Here is a 24,531-nt window from a genome sequence, read left to right on the forward strand (position 1 = left end):
CTTGTCACCCTGAAGGTGGTGGTCCTCAGAGTGCAGCTGCCTCCGCGGCGAGGTCGCGGATCCGGTCCCAGTCCCCGGCGGCCAGGGCGTCGGCCGGGGTGATCCAGGTGCCACCGACGCAGCCCACGTTGGGCAGGTCGAGGTAGGTCCGGGCGTTCGTCGTACGGATGCCGCCGGTGGGGCAGAACCGTGCCGTCGGCACCACGGTGGGCAGCGAGGCGAGGAACGTCGCCCCGCCGATCGCGGCCGCGGGGAAGAACTTCATGCTGGTGATCCCCGCCTCCAGGACCGCGAGCACCTCGGAGACGGTGGCGGTGCCGGGCAGGAACGGCAGCTCGGTCTCGAACATGCCGTCGAGCAGCTTCGGGGTGGCGCCGGGGGAGACCAGGAAGCTGGCGCCCGCGGCGGCCGAGGCCTTGGCGAGCTCGGGGGTGGTGACGGTGCCGGCGCCGAGGATGATCTCGGGGACCTCGGCGGAGATCGCCCGCATGGCCTCCAGTGCGACCGGCGTCCGCAGGGTCAGCTCGATCACGGGCAGGCCGCCCTCCACGAGCGCTTTGGCGACGGGGACGGCGTGCTCGATCTCCTCGATCACGACGACCGGGATGACCGGGGCGATCGAGAGCAGGTCGGGGGTGGTGGTCTCAGACATGGGCGGGGGACTCCTGAACGGTGCCGACGTGGGCGGGGGTGCTGGGCTGGGGGACGGTGGTGCTGGCGGGGGCCGGTGAGACCGGGGAGACCGCGGCGACCGGGGAGAAGACCGATGCGCCGGTGTCGGCAGGACCGACAGCGTTGCGGAAGGCGGTGAAGAGCTCGCGACCGGTGCCGACCCACTCGTGGTCGGCCAGCCGGCGCCCGGTGGCCGGCCGCTGGGCCAGCTCCTCGGCGTCGACGGCGATGGTGAGCCGGCCGTGGTCGGCGTCGAGGGTGATCAGGTCACCGTCGCGGACCCGGGACAGGGGGCCGCCGAGGGCCGCCTCCGGGGTGACGTGGATGGCCGCGGGCACCTTGCCCGAGGCTCCCGACATCCGGCCGTCGGTGACGATGGCGACCTTCTGGCCGCGGTCCTGCAGGGCACCGAGCGCCGGGGTGAGCTTGTGCAGCTCGGGCATCCCGATCGCGGCCGGCCCCTGGTAGCGCAGCACCGCGACGAAGTCGCGGCCGTCGAGGGCACCGGCGGAGAACGCGGCCAGGAAGTCGGCCTGGTCGTCGAAGACCGCCGCCGGTGCGGTCACGGTGCGGTGCTCGGGCTTGACCGCCGACACCTTGATCACGCCGGTGCCGAGCGGGCCGTGCAGCACGTTGACGCCACCGTCGGCCGAGAACGGGTCGCTGGCCGGACGCAGCACGCTGACGTCGTACGACGTCGCCGGACCGTCGACCCAGACCACGCCCGGCTCGGTGGGCGTGGCGCCGAGGCCGTCGGGGTCGAGGCGTGGCTCGGTGGCGTAGCGCGACAGGCCCCGACCGAGGATCGTCTCGACGTCGTCGTGCAGCAGTCCCGCCTCCAGCAGGGTGCGGATCATGTAGCCGACCCCGCCCGCAGCGTGGAAGTGGTTCACGTCGGCCTCGCCGTTGGGGTAGACCCGGGTGATCAGCGGCACCACCGCCGACAGGTCGGAGAGGTCGTCCCAGGTCAGCACGATGCCGGCGGCCTGGGCGATGGCGACCAGGTGCATGGTGTGGTTCGTCGAGCCGCCGCTGGCGAGCAGGGCGACGCAGGCGTTGACGATGGCGCGCTCGTCGACCAGCTGGCCGATGCCGGGGCCGCCGGTGAGGGCCAGGTCGGTGACGCGGGCGCCGACGGCGCGGGTGAGGGCGGCACGCAGCTCGGTGTCGGGGTTGACGAACGAGGAGCCGGGCAGGTGCAGGCCGAGCACCTCCATCAGCAGCTGGTTGGAGTTCGCGGTGCCGTAGAACGTGCAGGTGCCGGCGGAGTGGTAGCTGGCCGACTCCGCTGCGAGCAGCTCCTCACGGCCGACCTTGCCCTCGGCGTGCAGCTGGCGGATCCGGGACTTCTCGGCGTTGGGCAGTCCCGAGGTCATCGGTCCGGCCGGGACGAAGGCGGTCGGCAGGTGGCCGAAGGCGAGCGAGCCGATCAGCAGGCCGGGGACGATCTTGTCGCACACGCCGAGCATCAGGGCGGCGTCGAACATGTCGTGGGACAGGCCGATCGCGCAGGCCATCGCGATCACGTCGCGGGAGAAGAGCGAGAGCTCCATGCCGGCCCGGCCCTGGGTGATGCCGTCGCACATCGCGGGCACCCCGCCGGCGACCTGGGCCAGGCCACCGGCGCGGACGACCGCCTTCTTCAGCAGCGGCGGGTAGTCGACGTACGGCGCATGGGCGCTCAGCATGTCGTTGTAGCTGGTCACGATGGCGACGTTCGGCTTCGCGGTGGGGGTGACCACCGCGAGCTCGCGCTTGTCGGACTCGGGGGCGGCGGCGAAGCCGTGGGCGAGGTTGCCGCAGCCCAGGCGGCCGCGGGCCGGACCGGCCAGGCGGGCGTCGGCGAGGCGGCGGAGGTAGGCCTCGCGCGTCGGTCGGCTGCGCTCGATCAGGCGCTCGGTGACGGCCGCGAGGGCCGGGTGAAGGCTGGTGGGAAAGCTCGGGGAAGGCGTGGCTTCTGTCACGCGACACCACTTTGGCAGTGACTTTTGATCGATACAAGACTTGCATAGGTATTTTCGAGACAAAAGTGATGGCTAGGATCGCGCTCATGGTTGATTCCAGGCCTGCCACGACCGGCGACGTGCTCGATCTGATCCGTACCGGCCGAGCCGCGACCCGTGCCGACGTCGGGCGCCTCACTGGCCTCTCCCGCACCGCTGTCGCCAGCCGGATCGCGGCCCTGGCCGACGCCGGCTACGTCGCGTTCGGCGGCGACAAGGCCTCCACCGGCGGACGCCCTGCGGGCTCGCTGCGCTTCCGCGGCGACGCCGGGGTGGTCCTGGCCGTCGCGATCGGGCGCAGCCGCAGCCAGCTCGCGGTCTTCGACCTCGAGGGCCACGAGCTCGCCGGCGACACCCGCGACCATCGCGTCGGGGTCGCGGCCGACGAGCTGATGCCCGGCGTCGTCGAGCGCCTGGCCGCGATGCTCAAGGAGATCGACGAGGAGGTGATCGGCGTCGGGATGAGCCTGCCCGGGGTCGTCGACGCCGAGCGCGTGGTCTCCGTGGAGTCCCCGGTTCTCGGTGGCTGGGACGGTGTCGAGCTGATTCCGTACCTGCGCGAGGTGACGCCGGCGCCGGTCTTCCTGGCCAACGACGCCGACGTGCTGGCCCGGGCCGAGATCTTCGGCAAGCGCGGCCTGCGGAACTTCCTCGTGGTCAAGGCCTCCACCGGTCTCGGGATGGCGATCGTCGCCGACGGCCAGGTGCTCTCGGGCACGCTCGGCGCGGCCGGCGAGATCGGCCACACCCGGATCGAGGCCGGTGACCTGCCGTGCCGCTGCGGCGCCGACGGCTGTCTGGAGTCGGTCGCCGGGGGATGGGCGCTGGTGAACTCCTTCAACGACTCCGGTCGCCAGGCCAGCCACATCCGCGACCTGGTCGCGCTGGCGCTGGCCGGTGACGCGGTGGCCCGCAACCTGCTGCGTGAGTCGGGGCGCCGGCTCGGCGAGATCCTGGCGATCGCGATCAACCTGCTCAACCCGGAGGCGGTCGTGATCGGGGGAGACATGGGGGCCGCGTTCGAGATCTACGTGGCCGGCGTACGGGAGACGGTCTATGCCCGCTCCACGGCGCTGGCCAGCCGTGATCTGCGGTTCCTGCCGTCGGCTCAGGGCGACTCCGCGGGACTCGTCGGCTGTGCAGCTCTGGCGATCGACAACGTGCTCGATCCGGCCGCTGTGGATGCCCGATTGGTGCGGCACCCGGCAGACCTGTAGTGTCTTCTTCTGGTGGATCGCCCACATGATGTTGTGCGCCCTGGTTAGGGTGTCACCAACACATGGATTCATCGGAGGGCACTAGCTCAACTGGCAGAGCATCGGTCTCCAAAACCGAAGGTTGGGGGTTCAAGTCCCTCGTGCCCTGCACCGATCGTGGACAAGGAGAGGCATGTCCGAGAGCACGACCACCCCGGCCCCGCGGAAGCGGGACGGCGGCGAGAAGCGCGTCAGCCCCTTCACGTTCTACCGACAGGTGGTCGCGGAGCTGCGGAAGGTCGTCTGGCCGACGCAGCAGCAACTGTCCACCTACTTCGTCGTGGTGTTGGTGTTCGTCCTCGTCCTGATGGCGATCGTGTCGCTGCTGGACCTGGGTCTCGGGAAGCTTTTCTTCGAGATCTTCAGCGGCCGTAACTGACAACGTCGTCACGAGATTTAATGGAGCAAAGCGTGTCTGAGCAGGAGTTCGAGGAGACCCAGGTCTCCGTCGAGGCCGAGGCGACCGACGAGGTCGAGACGGACGAGGCGGTCGAGATCGAGGCCTCCGAGGCGCCCGTCGACGAGAACGCCGACGAGGTCGAGGCCGAGTCCGGCGACGCTGACGAGAATGACCCGCTTGAGGCGTTCCGTCGTGAGCTGTGGGCCAAGCCGGGTGACTGGTACGTGGTGCACACGTACTCCGGCATGGAGAACCGGGTGAAGTCCAACCTGGAGAACCGCATCATCTCCCTCAATATGGAGGACTACATCCACGAGATCGTGGTCCCCACCGAAGAGGTCTTCGAGATCAAGAACGGCCAGCGCAAGAAGGTCAAGCGCACCGTTCTCCCCGGCTACGTCCTGGTCCGGATGGACCTCACCGACGAGTCCTGGGCCGCGGTCCGTCACACCCCGAGCGTGACCGGCTTCGTCGGTCACCAGCACCAGCCGGTCCCGCTGTCGATGACCGAGGTCGAGTCGATGCTCGCTCCGGCCGTCGTCGCTGCCGCCGAGGCTGAGGCCGAGGCAGTCGCCGCCGGCACCGCCTCCTCTGGTGGTGCGGGCACGATCCTGGCGCAGAAGAAGCCGGTCGAGGTGGCCGACTTCAGCGAGGGTGACTCCGTCATGGTTGTCGACGGTCCGTTCGCCACGCTGCACGCGACCATCACCGAGATCAACGCCGAGTCCCAGCGGCTCAAGGCGCTCGTCGAGATCTTCGGTCGTGAGACCCCGGTGGAGCTCAGCTTCAACCAGGTCAGCAAGGTCTGATTTTTTCGTACGCCGGTCGGCCCGACTCCTCCGTGGAGTCGGGCCGACCTGCTTCGGTTTGGTCCGGTCTGATTGCTTCGTTTTGCCCCTGCCGGGGCTCGTGGCTCAGACTGGAGGTTCGGCTGCCCTCCGGGGCGGTCAGTGGCAGAGGCGCCCGCCTCGTCATGACCACAGGAAGAAAGAGATAGAGGAATGCCTCCTAAGAAGAAGATCGCCGCGCTGGTCAAGGTCCAGCTCCAGGCTGGCTCCGCTACCCCGGCTCCGCCGGTCGGTACCGCGCTCGGTCCGCACGGCGTCAACATCATGGACTTCTGCAAGGCGTACAACGCCCAGACCGAGTCCATGCGCGGCAACGTGATCCCGGTTGAGATCACCATCTACGAGGACCGCACCTTCGAGTTCATCACGAAGACGCCGCCGGCCGCTGAGCTGATCAAGAAGGCCGCTGGCATCGCCAAGGGCTCGTCGGTCCCGCAGAAGGACAAGGTCGGCAAGCTGACCAAGGACCAGGTTCGCGAGATCGCCACCACCAAGCTTCCCGACCTCAATGCCAACGACATTGAGGCCGCCATGAAGATCGTCGAGGGCACCGCCCGCTCCATGGGCGTCACCACCGACTGAAACGTGGGAGAGCCGCGCTGGCTCGTTCACCACATCTCCTCTTAAACACTTAAGGAATCACCATGCAGCGCAGCAAGACCTACCGCGCCGCGGCTGAGACGTTCGACAAGAACGAGATCTTCAGCCCGCTGGCCGCGATCAAGATCGCCAAGGGTTCGAGCAAGAAGAAGTTCGACGAGACCGTCGACGTCGTCATGCGACTGGGCATCGACCCGCGCAAGGCCGACCAGATGGTTCGTGGCACCGTCAGCCTGCCCAACGGCACCGGCAAGACCGTCCGCGTCATCGTCTTCGCGAACGCCGACAAGGCTGACGAGGCCCGCGCCGCTGGCGCCGACGTCGTCGGTGGCGACGAGCTGATCGAGAAGGTCGCCGGCGGTTGGACCGACTTCGACGCCGCCGTCGCCACCCCCGACCTGATGGGCAAGGTCGGTAAGGTCGCCCGCATCCTCGGCCCGCGTGGCCTGATGCCGAACCCGAAGACCGGCACCGTCACGATGGACGTCGCCAAGGCTGTCTCCGACATCAAGGGCGGCAAGATCGAGTTCCGCGTCGACCGCCACTCGAACCTGCACTTCATCATCGGCAAGGCCTCCTTCACCGAGGCTCAGCTCGCGGAGAACTACGCCGCGGCGCTCGAGGAGGTGCTCCGTCTCAAGCCGGCCAGCTCCAAGGGCCGTTACATCAAGAAGATCACTGTCTCCACGACGATGGGTCCGGGCGTCCAGATCGACGCCAACCGCACCCGCAACGTCGCCGGGGAGGACGAGGCCTGATCCGCCTCGCTTCACGCGTCACCTCACCAGGGTCCGTCACCATCACGGTGGCGGGCCCTGGTGCCATTTCGGGCTCCGTTGCCGGTGGGCGACAGGCTCAGTCCAGCAGTCCGTGGCGCCGGGCCAGCGCGATCGCCTCGTCGCGCGAGGCCGCACCGAGCTTGCGGTACAGCCCCCGCAGCTGGGTCTTGAGGGTGTTCGTGCTGACGTGCAGCGACGAGGCCAGCTCGGGCAGGGTGCCCGGCCCGGCCAGTGCCACGAGGACCCGGCGCTCGGCGGTGGTCAGCAGCCCCACGGCGTACGCCCGGTGCCGACCCCGCGGCTCGGGCAGCGCGGCGGCGCCCGCCGCCGCCAGGGCGGTGTGCAGGGCCGCAGGCAGCTGCGCGGTGAGCCGGCGCAGGTCCGGGTCGAGGTGGCGGGCGACCACGATCCCCGCGCCGGCCTCGACGTCGATCGCCTCGATCAGGTGGCGTGCTTCCCGCCGGACCCGGGGATGGCGGGCCTCGCGCTCGGCGAGCACCGCGGCCCGACGTGCCTGGCTGCGGTCGTCGGCGGCCAGGTGGGTGCGCGCGGACACGAGGGTGTCGAGTCCGGGGATCGCCGACGGGGCGATCTGGGCTACGAGTGGTGCCACCGCGTCGAGGCGGCCCGCGGCGAGCTCGACCTCGGCGCGGGTCAGCAGCGCGAAGGTGTGGTGCATCGACCCGGTCGGGCCGAGGTCGCGGTGCCGGTCCAGGGTGGCCGCGACCAGGTCGCAGGCCCGGTCGATCGCTCCGACGTCGACCAGGTGCCGGCTGATCGCCCACAGCGCCAGCGGCCAGAGCTCGTCGTAGGCCAGGGTCGGCTGCAGGCGGTCGACCAGACCGTCGGCGACGGTGTCGTCGAGGTGGTCCGAGGCGATCAGCAGGTCGGCGATCAGGACCGGCCGGGCCATCGTGTCGGCCTCGATCAGGGTCGCGGTGTGGGTGGCGATCCCGGACCAGGCCAGCTGCCAGCGGCCCAGCTCCTGGTGGTCGCCGAGCAGGGCGGCCAGGAGGACGCCGTACGGCGCTGCCGACGGCCCCGCGTAGCCGGTCACGTCCTCGGCACGGGCGGTCCAGGCGTGCTCGACGTCGAGTCGGGCACGGTCGAGGTCGCCGGCGTGCAGGGCCGCCTGGGCCGCCTGCAGGTGCCAGTAGGCGACGAGCTCGACGGTGGGGGAGAAGCGGGTGCCGCAGGTGGCCTCCAGCAGCGGCCGCGACCGCTCCGCCAGCCGTACGCCGTCACGGGCCCGCCCCGCGGTGCGCAGGGAGACCATCGCCAGGATCGCGGCCTCGACCAGCGGTCGGCCCCGACCGGCGCGGATGGTCGCCCGCACCTGGTCGGGCCCTGCAGGCAGGCGGACCCGGTCGGGGTCGTGCGGGAGGCCGCCGATCGCCTCGGCGATCAGACCGGCGCGGGGCGTGGGCGCGAGCTCGGCGGCGCTCGCCGACCCGGTCAGGTCGAAGACCAGCTCGTGGACGCTGCGGTCGAAGATCAGGGTGCACCAGTGCCGCTCGACCAGGCCGAGTGCCTCGGCGCGTGCGCCGGCGTCGTAGGCCCTGCGGAACGCCGCGGAGGGGCCGCTCGGGCCGGGCGGCTCCGGGGTCAGGGAGAAGCTCATCGGGGCCCTTCGGAGCAGGGGTCGGGGCAGGGTTCGGGGCAGGGGAGGGAGGGGAGGGTGAAGGCGGGGTGAAAACGGGCCGAGACGGGTGAAATCTATCGCCCCTCGGTCAGGTCCTGGGACCTGCGGCCGAGTGCCGGGACAGCCGGTCGGCGCGGCGGGTGCCTCGGAGGGGGAGGCATCGTCCCGCCGGCCGGTGAGGTCCTTCGCGATTTGGATCGGTGCGGCGGACGCCGTACTGTCAGTCCCTGAAACCAGAGACCGCCGGTTATCTGAGGGCATCAGCCTGATGATCGAAGGGTTCGCGAGAGCGAGCGGCCTGCGCAGGATTCAGAGTACGAACCCAGCAGTTCATCTGCGAAGTCCACGCCCTGAGCCTGTGCTCAGGGCGTTTGTCGTTGTGGAGCCGCGGAGGTCTCGTCCACGGAAGAAGGAGACCCATGGCGCGGGCAGAACGTAACGCCGCCGTCGCGGAGATCGTTGACGAGTTCAACGCCTCCGCCGGTGCCGTGCTGACCGAGTACCGCGGTCTCACCGTCAAGGAGCTGCAGACGCTGCGTCGCTCCCTCGGTGCGAACGCCAACTACGCCGTGGTCAAGAACACGCTGACCAAGATCGCCGCCAACCAGGCTGGCTTCACTGGTCTCGATGACTACCTTGCTGGCCCGACCGCCGTTGCCTTCATCAAGGGCGACGCTGTCGAGGTTGCCAAGGGTCTGCGTGACTTTGCCAAGGCTAACCCCGCCCTTGTGATCAAGGGTGGATTCCTGGACGGCAAGGCCCTCGACGCCAAGGAGGTCGGCAAGCTCGCTGACCTCGAGTCGCGCGAGGTTCTTCTTGCCAAGCTGGCCGGCGCCATGCAGGCGTCGCTGGCCCAGGCGCTGTACGTCTTCAACGCCCTGCCCACCAAGGCCGCGCAGCTTGCTGCCGCCCTGCAGGTCAAGGCCACCGAAGACCCCACGATCCTCGCAGGTGGTGCCGGTGCTCCGGCTGCCGCCGAGGAGGCTGCCACCGAGGTCGCTGCTGAGGAGGCTCCCGTCGAGGAGACCACCGAGGCCGCTGCCGAGGAGACCACCGAAGCCTGACCTCTCGGTCAGCTCGGACACCACCTGAAACCCCGGCCTCTCGTCGTACGACGAGGGCCACATTGAAAGGAAGCCAACATGGCTAAGCTCAGCACCGCAGAGCTGCTCGACGCGTTCAAGGAGCTCACCCTCATCGAGCTCTCCGAGTTCGTGAAGGAGTTCGAGGAGACGTTCGGCGTCACCGCCGCCGCTCCGGTCGCCGTTGCCGCTGCCCCGGCCGCCGGTGGCGCTGCTGGTGGCGACGACGCTGCCGCTCAGGACGAGTTCGACGTCATCCTCGAGGACGCTGGCGACAAGAAGATCAACGTCATCAAGGAGGTGCGCGCCCTGACCTCCCTCGGTCTGAAGGAGGCCAAGGACCTCGTTGAGGCCGCGCCGAAGGCCCTCCTCGAGAAGGTCTCCAAGGACGCCGCTGAGAAGGCGAAGGAGGCCCTCGAGGCCGCCGGCGCCAAGGTCACCCTCAAGTGACCTCTGGGGTAACCCAGCGCTGACGCGTTTTTCTGTCGCAGGGGCGACCACCTTCGGGTGGTCGCCCCTGTGTCATTTCCCGCTGTACGCCGCCACCTCCCGGCCCCGCCGGAGGGCTGTCAATGACCGTTCAGGTCCATGTTTCAGGACCGCTCGGCCCACGACCCGCGCCCTGCTCCGCCCGTAACCTCGATCACACTCGGGCGTTGTGACTGATCAGTAGCAATCAGGCCAGGGATGGGAGGTCGATGGTCATGGGCGTCGACATCAAGATCGAGCACCTCACGAAGAGCTTCGGCAAGCAGCTGATCTGGGGGGACGTCTCGCTGACGGTCCCCGCCGGGGAGATCTGCGTGATGCTCGGGCCCTCGGGCACCGGCAAGTCGGTGCTGCTCAAGACCCTGATCGGCCTGATCAAGCCCGACCAGGGCGCCGTCGTGATCGAGGGCACCGACCTGGTCTCCTGCTCGGAGAAGGAGCTCTACGAGCTGCGCAAGTTGTTCGGCGTGCTGTTCCAGGATGGCGCGATGTTCGGCTCGATGAACCTCTACGACAACGTCGCCTTCCCGCTGCGTGAGCACACCAAGAAGTCCGAGTCCGACATCCGCAAGATCGTGATGGAGAAGATGGACCTGGTCGGTCTCGTCGGGGCGGAGGACAAGCTCCCCGGTGAGATCTCGGGCGGTATGCGCAAGCGCGCCGGCCTGGCCCGCGCCCTGGTGCTCGACCCGGAGATCATCCTCTTCGACGAGCCCGACTCGGGTCTGGACCCGGTCCGCACCGCGTTCCTGAACCAGCTGATCGTCGACCTCAACGCGCAGATCGACGCCACCTTCCTGATCGTCACTCACGACATCAACACCGCCCGCACGGTGCCCGACAACATCGGCCTGCTCTACCACAAGCACCTGGCCATGTTCGGGCCGCGCGAGATGCTGCTCAGCTCCGAGGAGCCCGTCGTGCGGCAGTTCCTCAACGCGCAGCGGGTCGGCCCGATCGGTATGAGCGAGGAGAAGGACGCCGACCAGCTCGCCGCGGAGAAGGACATGGACCTCCCGCCGCTGCCGCCGATCGCGCTCCAGCTCGACCCGTCCAACGGCATCCCGCGGCGCAGCCAGCGACCCGCGGGGGAGTGGTGCCGGCTCAACGGCGTCGTACCGCCGCCCGGGTCGTTCCAGCCGGACTCGGTCCTGGCCGGGGGCAGGAGCGCCTCCGCGGAGGCCTGACCCGTGTCAGCTCTGTCAGCCGCACGGGTGCTTCGGCCCGTCGGGACCGCAGGCAGGTTCTTCGCCTTCGCGCTCGACGTGTTCCGCAGTCTCTTCCGTCGGCCCTTCCAACTCCGCGAGTTCATCCAGCAGGCCTGGTTCATCGCGTCGGTGACGATCGTGCCCACCGCCCTGGTCGCGATCCCCTTCGGCGCGGTGATCGCGCTCCAGGTCGGCGGTCTGATCAAGCAGTTCGGTGCCCAGTCCTTCGTCGGCTCGGCCAGTGTCCTGGCCGTGGTCCGCGAGGCCGGCCCGATCGCGACCGCGCTGCTGATCGCCGGTGCCGGTGGCTCGGCCATCGCCGCCGACCTCGGCGCCCGCAAGATCCGTGAGGAGCTCGACGCGATGATGGTGCTCGGGATCGACCCGATCCAGCGCCTGGTCGTGCCCCGGGTGCTGGCCTGCATGCTGGTCTCGGTCTTCCTCAACGGCCTGGTCAGCGTCGTCGGCGTGGCCGGTGGCTACGTCTTCAACGTGGTCATCCAGGGCGGCACACCGGGCTCCTACCTGGCGAGCTTCACCGCCCTGGCGCAGCTGCCCGACGTGTGGCAGGGCCTGGCCAAGGCGTTGGTCTTCGGCCTGATCGCCGCGATCGTGGCGTCGTACATGGGGATGAACGCGGCCGGTGGCCCGAAGGGGGTCGGCGACGCGGTCAACATGTCGGTCGTCGTCACCTTCATGCTGCTCTTCGTCGCGAACTTCGTGATGAGCGCGATCTACTTCCAGTTCGTCCCCTCGAAGACAGGGTGACGCGATGAGCCTCCTGACCTCGATGAGCGCCACCGTGAGCAACGTGGTGCGCAAGCCGATGAACGGCCTGGACCACCTCGGCCGCGAGCTGGCGTTCTACCTCAAGGCGCTGGCCTGGATGCCGCGTGCCGCCCGGCGCTACCGCAAGGAGGTCGCCCGGCTGCTGGCCGAGGTGACCCTGGGCAGCGGTGCCCTGGCCGTGATCGGCGGCACCGTCGGCGTGATCACCGCGATGACCTTCTTCACCGGCACCGAGGTGGGGCTGCAGGGCTACGCCGCCCTCAACCAGCTCGGCACCAGTGCCTTCTCGGGCTTCATCAGCGCCTACTTCAACACCCGCGAGATCGCCCCGCTGGTCTCCTCGATCGCCCTGGCCGCCACGGTCGGCTGCGGCTTCACCGCACAGCTCGGCGCGATGCGGATCTCCGAGGAGGTCGACGCGCTCGAGGTGATGGCGGTGCCGTCGATGCCGTTCCTGGTCACCACCCGGATCCTGGCCGGCCTGATCGCGATCGTGCCGCTCTACGTGCTCGGCCTGCTGTCGTCGTACTTCGCGACGCGGGTGACGGTGACCACGATCTTCGGTCAGTCCACCGGCACCTACGACCACTACTTCACCACCTTCCTGCCGCCCGGCGACGTGCTGTGGTCCTTCGGCAAGGTGCTGGTCTTCAGCATCGTGGTGATCCTGATCCACTGCTACCACGGCTACAACGCGTCGGGCGGTCCTGCCGGTGTCGGTGTCGCGGTGGGCCGCGCGGTGCGCACCAGCATCGTGGCGGTCACCGTGCTCGACCTCTTCCTGTCGATGGCGATCTGGGGCACGGCGACGACGGTGAGGCTGGCGGGATGAGCGCCCTCAAGTTCCGTGCGCTCGGTGTCTGCTTCCTCGCCCTGATGATCGGCGGGGTGTGGCTGACCTACGCCGTGTTCACCAAGAAGTTCACCTCGTACGACGAGGTGACGCTCCAGACCACGACGCTCGGCCTGCAGCTGCCCGACCGGGCGGACGTGAAGATCCGCGGCGTCCTGATCGGCGAGGTGCTCAAGACCACGGCGACGGCCGACGGCGCCACCCTCACCCTCGGGATCAAGCCCAGCCAGCTCCACACGGTGCCGGCCAACGTCACCGGGGCGATCCTGCCCAAGACCCTCTTCGGCGAGAAGTACGTCTCCCTCGACATCCCCGCGACCCCGTCGTCGCAGTCCCTGCGGACCGGGGCGGTGATCGCGAAGACCCACGTCGCCACCGAGCTGGAGGCGGTCCTGACCGACCTCTACCCGCTGCTGCGCGCCGTCGACCCGGCCGACCTCAACATGACCCTCAACGCCGTCTCGACCTCGTTGGAGGGACGCGGCGCCGAGCTCGGCTCGACCCTGGAGACGGCCGACGGCTACCTGAAGAAGCTCAACCCGCAGCTGCCCGAGCTGATCGACGACCTGCGCAAGACCGCCACCGTGTCGAACACGTACAGCTCGATCATGCCGAAGCTCGCCCAGATCCTGCGCGACTCGATCATCACCACCGGAACGCTCAAGGAGCAGCAGCAGCCCGTGCACGACCTGCTCACCAACGTCACCGGCCTGTCCAACACCGCCAAGGCGTTCCTGCTCGCCAACGAGGGCAGCCTGACCAGCCTGGCCCAGATCAACGACGGCCTGCTCTCCAACGCCGCCCGGTACTCCCCGGAGTTCCCGTGCCTGCTCGGTGGCCTCGACGCCCTGGGCCAGCGCGAGTCGGGGGTCTTCCGCAACTACACGCTGCACATCGTGCTGGAGACGCTGGCCAAGCAGCCGCGGACCTACACCGCCGCCGACAAGCCGGTGCTGCGCGAGGACCGGGGTCCGACCTGCGGTCACCTGCCGACCCCGAACTGGTCCCAGGCCAACCCGCTGCGGGTGGTCCCGCAGGTCGACGACGGCGTCCAGGGGGCCGTCCGATGAGCCGCACGGGCCTGGACAAGAAGACCGCGAAGGACCTGGTCCGGCTGCTGATCTTCATCGTCGTCACCGCGATGGCCACCGGCCTGCTGGTGCTCACCATCGGCAACATCTCCTTCGGCGGCTCGAACCGCTACGAGGCGGTCTTCTCCGACGCCACCGGGATGAACAAGGGCGACGACGTCCGGATCGCCGGGGTCAAGGTCGGCACGGTCAAGGACATCCAGATCAAGGACCGGACCAAGGCGTTGGTGACCTTCACCGTCGCTGACGACCAGCACCTGGCCGATGCCACGAAGGCGACGATCCGCTATCGCAACCTGGTCGGGCAGCGCTACCTCGCGCTCACCGACACCCTCGACAGCGGGGCGCGGATGAGGCCCGGGCAGACCATCCCGATCACCCAGACCCAGCCCTCGCTCGACCTGAGCACCCTGTTCAACGGCTTCAAGCCGCTCTTCCAGGCGCTCTCGCCCGACGACATCAACAAGCTCTCCTACGAGATCATCCAGGTCTTCCAGGGGGAGGGTGGCACCCTGGAGAGCCTGCTCTCCCACACCGCCTCGGTGACCCAGACGCTCTCCTCGCGCGACGCGGTGATCAACTCCCTGATCGACAACCTGAACCAGGTGCTCAACCACCTCGGCGACCGCGACACCCAGCTCTCCTCCCTGATCACCACGTTCCGTCAGTTCGTCGGCGGACTGGCCAAGGACAAGGACGCCATCCTGGGCTCCCTCGACCAGATCTCCGAGGTCTCGGTGCAGACCGCCGACCTGCTCAAGGGGATCCGGGACCCGTTCCCCGACGACGTGAAGCAGCTGCGCGCCCTGGCCGACAACCTCAACAACGGTCGCAGCGAGCTCGACCGGGCGCTCCAGGTGCTGCCGATCAAGCTGAACAAGATCGGTAATACGGCCAGCTACGGCTCGTGGTTCAACTTCTTCCTGTGCGACTTCAACGGTGTGGTGAAGCTGCCCGGCAACCAGCAGATCAAGCTCGGTACGTCGACCCTGAACCTCAACACCGGGACGAGGTGCAAGCTCGGATGACACGACGGATGAGGTGGCCGCTGGCCCGCTCCGGCGCGGGCGTGCCCGGGGGAGGACGCCCGGCGTTCAAGCCGTTCCGCGAGCGCAACCCGATCACGGTCGGGGCCGTCTGCCTGGCGGTCCTCGCCCTGCTGATGCTGGCCGCGTTCAAGGCCCAGGACCTGCCGCTGATCGGCGGCGGCACCAAGTACTACGCCGACTTCGCCGAGGCCGGTGGCCTCAAGACCGGCGACGAGGTCAGGATCGCCGGGGTCCGGGTCGGCAAGGTCGACCAGATCGCCCTGGACCACGGGCACGTCAAGGTGCGACTGCGGCTCAAGACCGACTCCGCGTTCGGCCCCGACACCCGGGCCACGATCAAGGTCAAGACCCTGCTCGGCTCGATGTTCGTCGCCCTGGAGCCGGCCGGCGACGGTCAGCTGAAGAAGGGCGCCGAGATCCCGGTCTCCCGCACCACCTCGCCGTACGACGTCGTGCAGGCGTTCACCGGACTGGCCGACACCGCCGGCGCCATCGACAGCAACCAGCTCGCCGAGGCCCTGACCACGCTCTCGGACCTGACCCGGACCACCCCTGACTCCTTCAAGCAGGCGCTCAGCGGGGTCTCGGCGCTGTCGCGGAACCTGGCCGCCAAGGACCAGCAGATCGGCACCCTGCTGACCAACCTGCAGCGGGTCTCGAAGGTGCTCGACGAGCGTGACGGCGACATCGTCGCCCTGATGAAGGACGCCGACAGCCTCTTCACCGCCCTGGTCGCCCGGCGCCAGGCGGTGCACGACCTGCTGAGCTCCACCTCGAGCCTGTCCCAGCAGCTCAGCGGGCTGATCACCGAGAGCCGCGCCGACCTCAACCCGGCGCTGACCCAGGTGAAGAACGTGCTCGGCGTACTGGAGAAGAACGAGGACAACATCGATGAGAGCCTGCGGCTGATGGCGCCGTTCTACCGGCTGTTCAGCAACGTGCTCGGCAACGGTCCCTGGTTCGACTCCTACATCCAGAACATCCCTCCCGTTCCGGCGGTGGGCTGATGCGTACCGTGCTGAAGTGGGTGGTGCCGGCGGTGATCGCGCTGGTGGTCGTGGTGAGCGGCGTGCGGCTCTTCCTCGGCCACGACCAGCGCACCGTGGTCGCGCAGTTCCCGCGCACCGTCTCGATCTACCAGGGCAGCGAGGTCCGGGTGCTGGGGGTGACCGTCGGCAGCGTCGACAAGGTCGAGCCCGGTGGCACCAGCGTCAAGGTGACGATGCACTACGACGCCGACGTCGAGGTGCCGGCCGACGCCAAGGCCGTGATCGTGTCGCCCTCGGTCGTCGGCGACCGGTTCATCCAGCTCACCCCGGCGTACGTCTCGGGCCCACGGCTGGCCGACGGTGCGGTCCTCGACGTCTCCCGTACGGCGACCCCGCTCGAGCTCGACGACATCTACGGCGACCTCGACACCGTGGTCAAGGCGATCGGTCCCGAGGGCGCCAACAAGAACGGCGCGCTCAGCGACCTGCTCGACCAGACCGCGAAGAACTTCGGTGGTCAGGGTGCGCAGCTGCACCAGACCATCGGCGACTTCAGTGACCTGACCCGGACGCTGGACAACAACAAGGACAAGCTCTTCTCCTCGGCCAGCCAGCTGGAGGGGTTCATCAACACGCTGGCGAAGAACGACGGCACCGTGCAGAAGTTCAACACCTCGCTGGCCTCGGTCTCCGAGATGCTCGCCGGGGAGCGGTCGGACCTGGCCAGCTCGCTGCGTAACCTGGCCACCGCGCTCGGGGACGTGCAGAGCTTCGTCAAGGAGAACAAGGATGTGCTGCACAGCGACATCTCCAGCCTCAACCGGCTGGCCAAGGTGATCGTGAAGCGGCGCGACGCGCTGGCCGAGACCCTGGACAACGCCCCGCTGGCGCTGGACAACCTGTTCCACGCCTACAACCCGCAGGCCGGCACGCTCGACACCAACGCGAACCTGGACAAGCTGCTGCCCTACAGCCTGAGCAACCTGCCGCTGACGCTGTGCACGGCCCTGAACAACATCGACAAGACCGGGACGCTGTGCAACGCGCTCGGTGGTGCCGGTCGCTCCGGCCAGGTCTTCGGCTCGGCCGCCGGCACCGGATCGGCGGTCGGCAAGCGGACCGATCCGACGCTGGGAGGGCTGGTCAAGTGAGGCGCTCACCGATGAGGCTGCTGCTCGGCACCCTGCTCGCCCTGGTCGCGATCAGCGTCTCGGGCTGCCGCTGGGATGTCTACGACCTGCCGCTGCCCGGCGGTGCCGACACCGGCAAGAACCCGATCAACGTCACCGTCGAGTTCGCCGACGTGCTCGACCTGGTGCCCGACTCGGCGGTCAAGGTCTCCGACGTCACGGTCGGCAAGGTGAAGTCCATCCGGCTGGTCGACGGGCATGCCGACGTCGACCTGACCCTGCGCCGCGACACCGCGCTGCCGGTCAACGCGGTGGCGAGCATCCGCCAGACCAGCCTGCTGGGGGAGAAGTTCGTCGACCTGGCCGCGCCGGCCTCCGACGCCAGCGCGGTCAAGCTGACCAGCGGCGACACGATCACCCTGGCCGACAGCGGACGCAACCCGGAGATCGAGGAGGTGCTCGGCGCGCTCAGCCTGGTGCTCAACGGCGGCGGTGTCGCCCAGCTCCAGTCGATCGCCAGCGAGCTCAACAAGGCCCTGGGCGGGCACGAGGACGCCGCCCGCAGCGTGCTGGTCCAGGCGAACACGTTCGCCACCCAGCTCGACACCCACAAGGGCGAGATCGTCACCGCGATCGAGGCGCTGGACCGGCTGGCGAAGTCGGCGCGGGCCCAGGAGAAGACGATCGACGCGACCCTGGAGGACCTCCCGGCGGCGCTGACCAGCATCGACTCCCAGCGCCAGGACCTGGTCACCATGCTGGACTCGCTGAGCAGCCTCGGCACGGTCGGCACCCGGGTGATCAAGGCGTCGAAGTCGCAGGTGATCCGGATCTTCCAGAACCTCCAGCCGACGCTGACCCAGCTGGCCGCGGCCGGTGACCACCTGGTCAACTCGCTGGACACGGTCTTCACCTACCCGTTCGTCGACGACCTGGTCGGCCGGGACCCGCAGGTCGCCCGCAACATCCACATGGGCGACTACGTCAACCTCTCCATCGACCTCGAGATCGACGCCTCCAAGCCCCTGGTCGACCTGACCAACCCGGTGCCGAGCGCGATCAACCCGACTGCGGTGGTGGGCAACCTACTCACGTGCCTCACCTCGGGGAGCCTGTCCAGCAAGGCCTGCAAGGACCTGATCGCCTCGGGCACGACGCTGGTCAACATCCTCAACGAGTGCAAGAAGCCCTCCAACCGCGACACCGCCCTGTGCGACGTGCTCAACCAGGTCCCGGGGCTGCCGAACCTGAGCGGCATCGTGCCCTCGCAGATCCCGTCGGTGCTCAACTCGCTGCTGCCGAACCCGCTCAACGACGTCCTCAGCGGACTGTTGCCGGGGCTGTTGCGGGCCGCGCCGGGGTCACCGACGGCCACCGCCTCCTCCGGGCCGTCCGGGTCGGCGGCACCGTCGGCGAGCGGCACCGTGTCGGGGCGGTTCAGCTACTCCGAGCTCAGCCGGGCCTATGACCCGACCCTGGTGCGGCTCCTCGTTCCCGGCCTCGCCACCGGAGGTGCCCAGTGATCACCCAGCGCACGAGGATCCAGCTCGTCGTCTTCGCTCTCATCACCCTGCTCGGGGTGAGCTTCGCCGGCGCGAAGTACGCCCGCCTGGACCGGCTGGTGCACGATCCGGCGTACACGGTGGTGGCGCACTTCGCCTCCTCCGGTGGCATCTACGAGGGTGCCGAGGTCGACTGGCGGGGGGTCAAGGTCGGCACCGTGAGCAAGCTCGTGCTGACCGACGACGGCGTCGACGTCCACCTCGACGTGGACAAGAAGTGGCGCTCGATCCCGAGCGACACGATCGCCGCGGTCGCCAACCGTTCGGCCGTCGGTGAGCAGTACGTCGACCTCCAGCCGGCCACGAACAGTGGACCGTACCTGCGCCAGGGCTCCCAGATCGCCGTCGCCAAGACCCGCACCCCGCTGCCGACCGAGACCCTGCTCGGCGACGCCGCCAAGACCGTCGGATCGGTCAACCAGCAGTCCCTGGCGACCACGATCCACGAGCTCGGCACCGCCTTCGCGGGCACCGCGGGCGACCTCCAGACGATCCTGGACTCGACCACGTCGTTCCTCAAGACCGCCGACGCCAACTTCGACACCACCACGGCCCTGATCAAGGACGCCAACACGGTGCTCTCGGGTCAGGTCGCCACCGGGTCGGCGCTGACCAGCTTCGCCAAGAACCTCTCGCTGTTCAGCGGCGTGCTGGCCGGCAGCGACAAGGACCTGCGCACCCTGATCACCAACGGCGCCGCGGGGGCCTCGCTGCTCAAGCAGTTCCTCGACGACAACAACGTCGACCTCACCCAGCTGCTGAGCGAGTCGGTCACCATCGGCGACGTGATCTACCAGAAGCTGCCCGGCCTCAAGGCGATCCTGGTGATCTACCCGTACGTCGTCGAGGGCGGGTTCACCGTGGTCAGCAAGGACAACGTCAGCGGCCAGTGGGATGCCCACTTCGGCCTGGTGCTGACCCCGGACAAACTCTGCACGAACGGCTACAACACCAAGAAGCGGGCGCCCCAGGACGGCTCGAACCGGGCGCTCAACACCTCCGCGCGCTGTGCCGACCCGGCGACGAAGTCGAACCCGCGCGGTGCCCAGAACCTCAATCGGGCCGCCCCGGCGACCGGCGACGTGGATACTTCTTCGGTGATCGGTTCCTATGACCCGACGTCGAGGTCGTTCAGCTGGGGAGCACCGCAGTGAGCCCGCTGCTGCGACGCGGGATCGTCGCCGTGCTCGGGGTCGTGATGGTGCTGGCGGTGGCCGCCCTGGGCTACCAGGCCGCGCACCGTGACGGTCTGCCGTGGAAGACGGACAACGCCACCCAGGACGCCCGCGACACCGTGATGGGGCAGGCCCGGGCCTTCATGAAGCGGGTCAACACCTACGGGCCCGATCTGGTGCAGGGCTCCACGATGCCGACGTACCGCAGTGGGGTGGAGGCGCTGGTGACGACGAAGTTCAAGTCCGCGTTCGACCAGAACGTGCCCTACGCCGAGGCGACCGTGACGCAGGCCGGTCTGGACCGGCAGACGAAGGTCTACTCCGCCGGAGTCGGCGACCTCGACCTGGACCGGGGGAGGGCCACGGTGCTGGTGGTGGGGGAGCTGACCAACTCCTTCCCCGACGCCAAGCACCCGAAGGACACCTCCAAGCGGCAGTCGGCCGACCCGCAGCCCTATCGGGTCGAGGTCTCCCTGGTGCGCCAGGGCGGTGACTGGAAGGTCGACGACTTCACCCCGGTCGGGGCCGAGGCGCAGCAGCAGGTGACGAAGTGAGCGAGCAGAGCGTGGCCGACACCGAGAACGCCGGCGAGTCGACCGGCGAGACGACCGCCGAGTCGACCGACGGGTCGACGGCAGCGGAGCGACGCCCGTCGCGTCCGGTGCCGGGCTGGCTGATCGCCGTGCTCGGCGTGCTCGCCCTGGCCCTGGTCAGCGTGGCGGCCTGGTCGTGGAGCCGGCCTGACCCGGTCGCGGCCGAGGACGCCGCCGTGGCCGCCCAGCACGCGGCCGAGCAGGCCATCGTGCCGGTGGTCGCCTACGACTACCGGACCCTGGACGAGAACGAGAAGGACGCCGAGAGCTACCTGACCTCGCGCTACCGCACCGCGCAGTTCGCCCCGCTGTGGGCGACGGTGAAGAAGAACGCCCCGGCCTCCAAGACCGTGATCACGGCGACCGTGGTCGGCTCGGGCGTCGTGCACGCCACCCCGGACCGGGTGCAGGTGCTGGTCCTGGTCGACCGCCCGACGAGCAACGCCACCACCACGACGCCGGTCACCTACGAGGACCACGTCACGGTCACGATGGTGCGCTCGGGCGGCCGGTGGCTGATCGACGACCTCACCACCGACTAGTCGCCGACGACGCCGTACGCCGGCCCGGGGCAGCCCCGACACGCCGTACGGCACGCCGCGCGCGGGCCGAGGTGCTTGACCTGCTGACCGGATCGGCGCATCATCTTCCGCGAAAGCCGACTGTGCCGAGAGGGCGGGAAGAACGTCGGGGTTGAGTCGCGCCGTCTTTTGATGTAGCGTAGCGCTTTGCGCGTGCCCTCAAATGCCCCGGGTCTGTCCGGTGACCCTCGGGTGGTGGGTGTCGCGCTATCCACCAGCGAAACCTGTTGAAGGATTCCTCTTGGCCGCGCGCAGCTCCTCCGCTGATTCCACTTCCCGTCGCCTTTCTTTCGCAAAGATCAACGAGCCCCTCGAGGTTCCGCAGCTCCTTGCACTCCAGACCGACAGCTTCGATTGGCTGGTCGGTAACGAGGTCCATGCCGAGCGGATCGCCGCTCGCCGCGCCGCAGGCGAGGACGTCTCCGACAAGTCGGGCCTCGAGGAGATCTTCGAAGAGCTCTCCCCGATCGAGGACTTCTCCGAGACGATGTCGCTCTCGTTCGAGAACCCGGTCTTCTACGACCCCAAGTACACGGCCGACGAGTGCAAGGAGAAGGACTTCACCTACTCCGCTCCGCTCTACGTCTCCGCCGAGTTCACCAACAACGACACCGGTGAGATCAAGGGCCAGACGGTCTTCATGGGCGACTTCCCGCTCATGACCGACAAGGGCACCTTCATCATCAACGGCACCGAGCGTGTCGTCGTCTCCCAGCTCGTCCGTTCGCCGGGCGTCTACTTCGAGCGCACCGCGGACAAGACCTCCGACAAGGACATCTTCACCGCGAAGCTCATCCCGAGCCGCGGCGCGTGGCTCGAGTTCGAGATCGACAAGCGTGACCTGGTCGGCGTCCGCCTCGACCGCAAGCGCAAGCAGAACGTCACCGTGCTGCTCAAGGCGCTCGGCTGGACCACGGAGCAGATCCGTGAGGAGTTCGGCGAGTACGAGTCGATGATGTTGACCCTGGAGAAGGACAACACCACCGGCCAGGACGACGCCCTGCTGGACATCTACCGCAAGCTCCGTCCGGGCGAGCCGCCGACGCGCGAGGCCGCCCAGACCCTGCTGAACAACTACTACTTCAACTCGAAGCGGTACGACACGGCCAAGGTCGGTCGCTACAAGATCAACAAGAAGCTCGGCCTGCTCGAGGCCTTCGACCAGCAGACGCTGACCGTCGACGACATCGTCGCCGCGATCAAGTACATCGTCGCGCTGCACGACGGCCGCACCCAGCTCGAGACGCCGCAGGGCCTGATCGACATCGCCCCCGACGACATCGACCACTTCGGCAACCGCCGGATGCGCACCGTCGGCGAGCTCATCCAGAACCAGCTCCGCACCGGTCTGGCCCGGATGGAGCGCGTCGTGCGCGAGCGGATGACGACCCAGGACGTCGAGGCGATCACGCCGCAGTCCCTGATCAACATCCGTCCCGTCGTGGCCGCGCTCAAGGAGTTCTTCGGAACGTCCCAGCTGTCGCAGTTCATGGACCAGAACAACCCGCTGTCGGGCCTGACGCACAAGCGTCGTCTCTCCGCCCTCGGCCCGGGTGGTCTCTCCCGTGACCGCGCCGGCATGGAGGTCCGAGACGTCCACCCGTCGCACTACGGCCGGATGTGCCCGATCGAGACGCCGGAAGGCCCGAACATCGGTCTGATCGGCTCGCTCGCGTCGTTCGGGCGGATCAACCCGTTCGGCTTCGTCGAGACGCCGTACCGCAAGGTCGTCGACGGTGTCGTCACCGACAAGATCGACTACCTGACCGCTGACGACGAGTCGAAGACCGTCATCGCGCAGGCCAACGCCACGCTCGACGCCAACGGCAAGTTCGTCGACGAGCGGGTCCTGGTCCGTCTCGCCGACGGCGAGGTCTCCGAGGTCCCGGCCGCCGAGGTCGACTACATGGACGTCTCCCCGCGCCAGATGGTGTCGGTCGCGACCGCCCTGATCCCGTTCCTCGAGCACGACGACGCCAACCGCGCCCTGATGGGTGCCAACATGCAGCGCCAGGCGGTTCCGCTGGTGCGCAGCGAGGCCCCCCTGGTCGGCACCGGCATCGAGTACCGCGCCGCGGTCGACGCCGGTGACGTGATGGTCGCCAAGAAGGCCGGTGTGGTCAAGGACGTCTCCGCCGACGTCATCGAGACCATGAACGACGACGGCACGTACTCGACGTACAAGCTGTCCAAGTTCAAGCGCTCCAACCAGGGCACCTGCGTCAACGAGATCCCGCTCGTCGCCGAGGGTGACCGCGTCGAGGTCGGCACGCCGATCGCCGACGGTCCGGCCACCGAGGGTGCCGAGATGGCGCTCGGCCAGAACCTGCTGGTCGCGTTCATGCCCTGGCAGGGTCACAACTACGAGGACGCGATCATCCTGTCGCAGCGCCTCGTGCAGCAGGACTACCTCACCTCGATCCACATCGAGGAGCACGAGGTCGACGCTCGCGACACCAAGCTCGGCCCGGAGGAGATCACGCGGGACATCCCGAACGTCTCCGAGGAGGGTCTGGCCGACCTCGACGAGCGCGGCATCATCCGGATCGGTGCCGAGGTCTCGACCGGCGACATCCTGGTCGGCAAGGTCACGCCCAAGGGTGAGACCGAGCTGACCCCGGAGGAGCGCCTGCTCCGCGCGATCTTCGGTGAGAAGGCGCGCGAGGTCCGCGACACCTCGATGAAGGTCCCGCACGGCGAGGAGGGCACCGTCATCGGTGTCCGCGTCTTCGACCGCGAAGAGGGCGACGAGCTGCCGCCGGGCGTCAACCAGCTGGTCCGCGTCTACGTGGCCCAGAAGCGCAAGATCTCCGTGGGTGACAAGCTCGCCGGCCGTCACGGCAACAAGGGTGTCATCGCCAAGATCCTGCCGATCGAGGACATGCCGTTCATGGAGGACGGCACCCCGGTCGACGTCATGCTCAACCCGCTCGGTGTTCCGCGTCGAATGAACATCGGTCAGGTCCTCGAGCTCCACCTCGGCTGGCTTGCCAAGCAGGGTTGGGACCTGGACCTGCACGACGACAAGAACGTCAAGAGCACGGAGTGGGCCGAGCGCCTGATGGCGATCCACGCCGACAAGGCCGAGCCGGGGACCAAGGTCGCCACGCCGGTCTTCGACGGTGCCCTCGAGGACGAGATCACCGGTCTCCTCGGTGCGACCAACCCGAACCGTGACGGTGTCCGCCTGGTCGGCACCGACGGCAAGGCCCGCCTCTTCGACGGCCGCTCCGGCGAGCCGTTCCCGGAGCCGGTCGCCGTGGGTTACAAGTACATCCTCAAGCTCCACCACCTGGTCGACGACAAGATCCACGCGCGTTCGACCGGTCCGTACTCCATGATCACCCAGCAGCCGCTCGGCGGTAAGGCCCAGTTCGGTGGCCAGCGCTTCGGTGAGATGGAGGTCTGGGCGATGGAGGCGTACGGCGCCGCCTACGCCCTCCAGGAGCTGCTCACGATCAAGTCCGACGACGTCCCCGGGCGTGTGAAGGTCTACGAGGCCATCGTCAAGGGCGAGAACATCCCCGACTCCGGTATCCCCGAGTCGTTCAAGGTTCTCGTCAAGGAGATGCAGTCGCTCTGCCTGAACGTCGAGGTCCTTTCCCAGGACGGCAGCGCGATCGAGCTCAAGGACGCTGAGGAAGACGTCTTCCGTGCGGCCGAGGAGCTCGGTATCGATCTCTCCCGTCGCGAGCCGTCGTCCGTCGAAGAAGTCTGAGTAAGGGTAGGTATTCAAAAAA

Annotated in this window: 22 protein-coding genes and 1 tRNA gene; 20 read left to right on the forward strand and 3 right to left on the reverse strand. The window is 68.5% G+C overall.

Going from position 1 to position 24,531, the window contains the following annotated elements; all coding sequences use genetic code 11:
- Nucleotides 1–25: 25 nt before the first annotated feature.
- Nucleotides 26–652 (reverse strand): bifunctional 4-hydroxy-2-oxoglutarate aldolase/2-dehydro-3-deoxy-phosphogluconate aldolase, encoded by a 627-nt coding sequence (gene eda / locus Q1V88_RS15620; RefSeq protein ID WP_300682218.1) that lies wholly within the window; start codon nt 650–652, stop codon nt 26–28.
- Nucleotides 645–2,636 (reverse strand): phosphogluconate dehydratase, encoded by a 1,992-nt coding sequence (edd, locus tag Q1V88_RS15625; protein ID WP_300682219.1) that lies wholly within the window; start codon nt 2,634–2,636, stop codon nt 645–647. The genes eda and edd overlap by 8 nt, the downstream gene beginning before the upstream one ends.
- Nucleotides 2,637–2,722: 86 nt before the next feature.
- On the opposite strand from edd, the gene Q1V88_RS15630 reads away from it, so the two are divergent.
- The 6 genes from Q1V88_RS15630 to rplA all read left to right on the forward strand — a co-directional run bounded on the left by Q1V88_RS15630 (nt 2,723) and on the right by rplA (nt 6,537).
- Complete coding sequence (locus tag Q1V88_RS15630) at nt 2,723–3,892, forward strand: ROK family protein (RefSeq protein WP_300682220.1); 1,170 nt, start codon at nt 2,723–2,725, stop codon at nt 3,890–3,892.
- 75 nt (nt 3,893–3,967) lie between these two features.
- Nucleotides 3,968–4,040, forward strand: a tRNA-Trp gene (locus Q1V88_RS15635).
- Between the two features lie 24 nt (nt 4,041–4,064).
- Nucleotides 4,065–4,310: a preprotein translocase subunit SecE gene (gene secE, locus Q1V88_RS15640; RefSeq protein ID WP_300682221.1), complete on the forward strand. Its 246-nt coding sequence runs from the start codon at nt 4,065–4,067 to the stop codon at nt 4,308–4,310.
- A 20-nt stretch (nt 4,311–4,330) separates the two neighbouring features.
- Nucleotides 4,331–5,140: a transcription termination/antitermination protein NusG gene (gene nusG / locus Q1V88_RS15645; RefSeq protein WP_300682222.1), complete on the forward strand. Its 810-nt coding sequence runs from the start codon at nt 4,331–4,333 to the stop codon at nt 5,138–5,140.
- Between the two features lie 192 nt (nt 5,141–5,332).
- Complete coding sequence (gene rplK, locus Q1V88_RS15650) at nt 5,333–5,761, forward strand: 50S ribosomal protein L11 (protein WP_300682223.1); 429 nt, start codon at nt 5,333–5,335, stop codon at nt 5,759–5,761.
- Between the two features lie 62 nt (nt 5,762–5,823).
- Nucleotides 5,824–6,537: a 50S ribosomal protein L1 gene (gene rplA / locus Q1V88_RS15655; RefSeq protein ID WP_300682224.1), complete on the forward strand. Its 714-nt coding sequence runs from the start codon at nt 5,824–5,826 to the stop codon at nt 6,535–6,537.
- Between the two features lie 97 nt (nt 6,538–6,634).
- On the opposite strand, the gene Q1V88_RS15660 is transcribed toward rplA, so the two are convergent.
- Nucleotides 6,635–8,179 carry a LuxR C-terminal-related transcriptional regulator gene (locus Q1V88_RS15660; protein ID WP_300682225.1) on the reverse strand — a complete coding sequence of 515 codons (1,545 nt, stop codon included), beginning with the start codon at nt 8,177–8,179 and terminating at the stop codon, nt 6,635–6,637.
- 440 nt (nt 8,180–8,619) lie between these two features.
- Here Q1V88_RS15660 and rplJ point away from each other — a divergent pair, with 440 nt between their 5' ends.
- The 14 genes from rplJ to rpoB all read left to right on the forward strand — a co-directional run bounded on the left by rplJ (nt 8,620) and on the right by rpoB (nt 24,509).
- Nucleotides 8,620–9,264 (forward strand): 50S ribosomal protein L10, encoded by a 645-nt coding sequence (gene rplJ, locus Q1V88_RS15665; protein WP_300682226.1) that lies wholly within the window; start codon nt 8,620–8,622, stop codon nt 9,262–9,264.
- Between the two features lie 78 nt (nt 9,265–9,342).
- The gene (gene rplL / locus Q1V88_RS15670; RefSeq protein WP_300682227.1) at nt 9,343–9,732 is read left to right on the forward strand and encodes a 50S ribosomal protein L7/L12; all 390 of its coding nucleotides are present in this window, start codon (nt 9,343–9,345) and stop codon (nt 9,730–9,732) included.
- A 254-nt stretch (nt 9,733–9,986) separates the two neighbouring features.
- Nucleotides 9,987–10,958: an ABC transporter ATP-binding protein gene (locus tag Q1V88_RS15675; protein WP_300682228.1), complete on the forward strand. Its 972-nt coding sequence runs from the start codon at nt 9,987–9,989 to the stop codon at nt 10,956–10,958.
- Between the two features lie 3 nt (nt 10,959–10,961).
- The gene (locus Q1V88_RS15680) at nt 10,962–11,747 is read left to right on the forward strand and encodes an ABC transporter permease (RefSeq protein ID WP_300682229.1); all 786 of its coding nucleotides are present in this window, start codon (nt 10,962–10,964) and stop codon (nt 11,745–11,747) included.
- A gap of 22 nt (nt 11,748–11,769) precedes the next feature.
- On the forward strand, nt 11,770–12,600 hold the full coding sequence (locus Q1V88_RS15685; RefSeq protein ID WP_300682249.1) for an ABC transporter permease: 831 nt from the start codon (nt 11,770–11,772) through the stop codon (nt 12,598–12,600).
- The gene (locus Q1V88_RS15690) at nt 12,597–13,691 is read left to right on the forward strand and encodes an MCE family protein (protein WP_300682230.1); all 1,095 of its coding nucleotides are present in this window, start codon (nt 12,597–12,599) and stop codon (nt 13,689–13,691) included. Before Q1V88_RS15685 ends, Q1V88_RS15690 begins: the two co-directional genes overlap by 4 nt.
- Nucleotides 13,688–14,740 (forward strand): MlaD family protein, encoded by a 1,053-nt coding sequence (locus tag Q1V88_RS15695; protein ID WP_300682231.1) that lies wholly within the window; start codon nt 13,688–13,690, stop codon nt 14,738–14,740. The genes Q1V88_RS15690 and Q1V88_RS15695 overlap by 4 nt, the downstream gene beginning before the upstream one ends.
- An 8-nt stretch (nt 14,741–14,748) precedes the next feature.
- Complete coding sequence (locus Q1V88_RS15700; protein ID WP_300682232.1) at nt 14,749–15,768, forward strand: MCE family protein; 1,020 nt, start codon at nt 14,749–14,751, stop codon at nt 15,766–15,768.
- Nucleotides 15,768–16,901: an MCE family protein gene (locus tag Q1V88_RS15705; protein ID WP_300682233.1), complete on the forward strand. Its 1,134-nt coding sequence runs from the start codon at nt 15,768–15,770 to the stop codon at nt 16,899–16,901. The genes Q1V88_RS15700 and Q1V88_RS15705 overlap by 1 nt, the downstream gene beginning before the upstream one ends.
- Nucleotides 16,902–16,912: 11 nt before the next feature.
- Nucleotides 16,913–18,403, forward strand: coding sequence for an MCE family protein (locus Q1V88_RS15710; protein ID WP_300682234.1), 1,491 nt, complete (start codon nt 16,913–16,915; stop codon nt 18,401–18,403).
- Nucleotides 18,400–19,596 carry an MlaD family protein gene (locus tag Q1V88_RS15715; protein ID WP_300682235.1) on the forward strand — a complete coding sequence of 399 codons (1,197 nt, stop codon included), beginning with the start codon at nt 18,400–18,402 and terminating at the stop codon, nt 19,594–19,596. Before Q1V88_RS15710 ends, Q1V88_RS15715 begins: the two co-directional genes overlap by 4 nt.
- Nucleotides 19,593–20,171, forward strand: a complete 579-nt coding sequence (locus Q1V88_RS15720; protein WP_300682236.1) for a hypothetical protein — start codon at nt 19,593–19,595, stop codon at nt 20,169–20,171. Before Q1V88_RS15715 ends, Q1V88_RS15720 begins: the two co-directional genes overlap by 4 nt.
- Nucleotides 20,168–20,752 carry a hypothetical protein gene (locus tag Q1V88_RS15725; RefSeq protein WP_300682237.1) on the forward strand — a complete coding sequence of 195 codons (585 nt, stop codon included), beginning with the start codon at nt 20,168–20,170 and terminating at the stop codon, nt 20,750–20,752. Before Q1V88_RS15720 ends, Q1V88_RS15725 begins: the two co-directional genes overlap by 4 nt.
- A 280-nt stretch (nt 20,753–21,032) precedes the next feature.
- Nucleotides 21,033–24,509 (forward strand): DNA-directed RNA polymerase subunit beta, encoded by a 3,477-nt coding sequence (gene rpoB / locus Q1V88_RS15730; protein WP_300682238.1) that lies wholly within the window; start codon nt 21,033–21,035, stop codon nt 24,507–24,509.
- Nucleotides 24,510–24,531: the final 22 nt, after the last annotated feature.

The sequence above is a fragment of the Nocardioides sp. genome (assembly GCF_030150155.1).
Taxonomy (GTDB): domain Bacteria; phylum Actinomycetota; class Actinomycetes; order Propionibacteriales; family Nocardioidaceae; genus Nocardioides.

Coding starts and splice junctions, on each gene's coding strand:
- eda (WP_300682218.1), bottom strand. CDS start 652: ATGTCTGAGACCACCACCCCCGACCTGCTCTCGATCGCCCCGGTCATC.
- Q1V88_RS15630 (WP_300682220.1), top strand. CDS start 2,723: ATGGTTGATTCCAGGCCTGCCACGACCGGCGACGTGCTCGATCTGATC.
- secE (WP_300682221.1), top strand. CDS start 4,065: ATGTCCGAGAGCACGACCACCCCGGCCCCGCGGAAGCGGGACGGCGGC.
- nusG (WP_300682222.1), top strand. CDS start 4,331: ATGGAGCAAAGCGTGTCTGAGCAGGAGTTCGAGGAGACCCAGGTCTCC.
- rplK (WP_300682223.1), top strand. CDS start 5,333: ATGCCTCCTAAGAAGAAGATCGCCGCGCTGGTCAAGGTCCAGCTCCAG.
- rplA (WP_300682224.1), top strand. CDS start 5,824: ATGCAGCGCAGCAAGACCTACCGCGCCGCGGCTGAGACGTTCGACAAG.
- Q1V88_RS15660 (WP_300682225.1), bottom strand. CDS start 8,179: ATGAGCTTCTCCCTGACCCCGGAGCCGCCCGGCCCGAGCGGCCCCTCC.
- rplJ (WP_300682226.1), top strand. CDS start 8,620: ATGGCGCGGGCAGAACGTAACGCCGCCGTCGCGGAGATCGTTGACGAG.
- rplL (WP_300682227.1), top strand. CDS start 9,343: ATGGCTAAGCTCAGCACCGCAGAGCTGCTCGACGCGTTCAAGGAGCTC.
- Q1V88_RS15675 (WP_300682228.1), top strand. CDS start 9,987: ATGGGCGTCGACATCAAGATCGAGCACCTCACGAAGAGCTTCGGCAAG.
- Q1V88_RS15685 (WP_300682249.1), top strand. CDS start 11,770: ATGAGCGCCACCGTGAGCAACGTGGTGCGCAAGCCGATGAACGGCCTG.
- Q1V88_RS15690 (WP_300682230.1), top strand. CDS start 12,597: ATGAGCGCCCTCAAGTTCCGTGCGCTCGGTGTCTGCTTCCTCGCCCTG.
- Q1V88_RS15695 (WP_300682231.1), top strand. CDS start 13,688: ATGAGCCGCACGGGCCTGGACAAGAAGACCGCGAAGGACCTGGTCCGG.
- Q1V88_RS15700 (WP_300682232.1), top strand. CDS start 14,749: ATGAGGTGGCCGCTGGCCCGCTCCGGCGCGGGCGTGCCCGGGGGAGGA.
- Q1V88_RS15705 (WP_300682233.1), top strand. CDS start 15,768: ATGCGTACCGTGCTGAAGTGGGTGGTGCCGGCGGTGATCGCGCTGGTG.
- Q1V88_RS15710 (WP_300682234.1), top strand. CDS start 16,913: ATGAGGCTGCTGCTCGGCACCCTGCTCGCCCTGGTCGCGATCAGCGTC.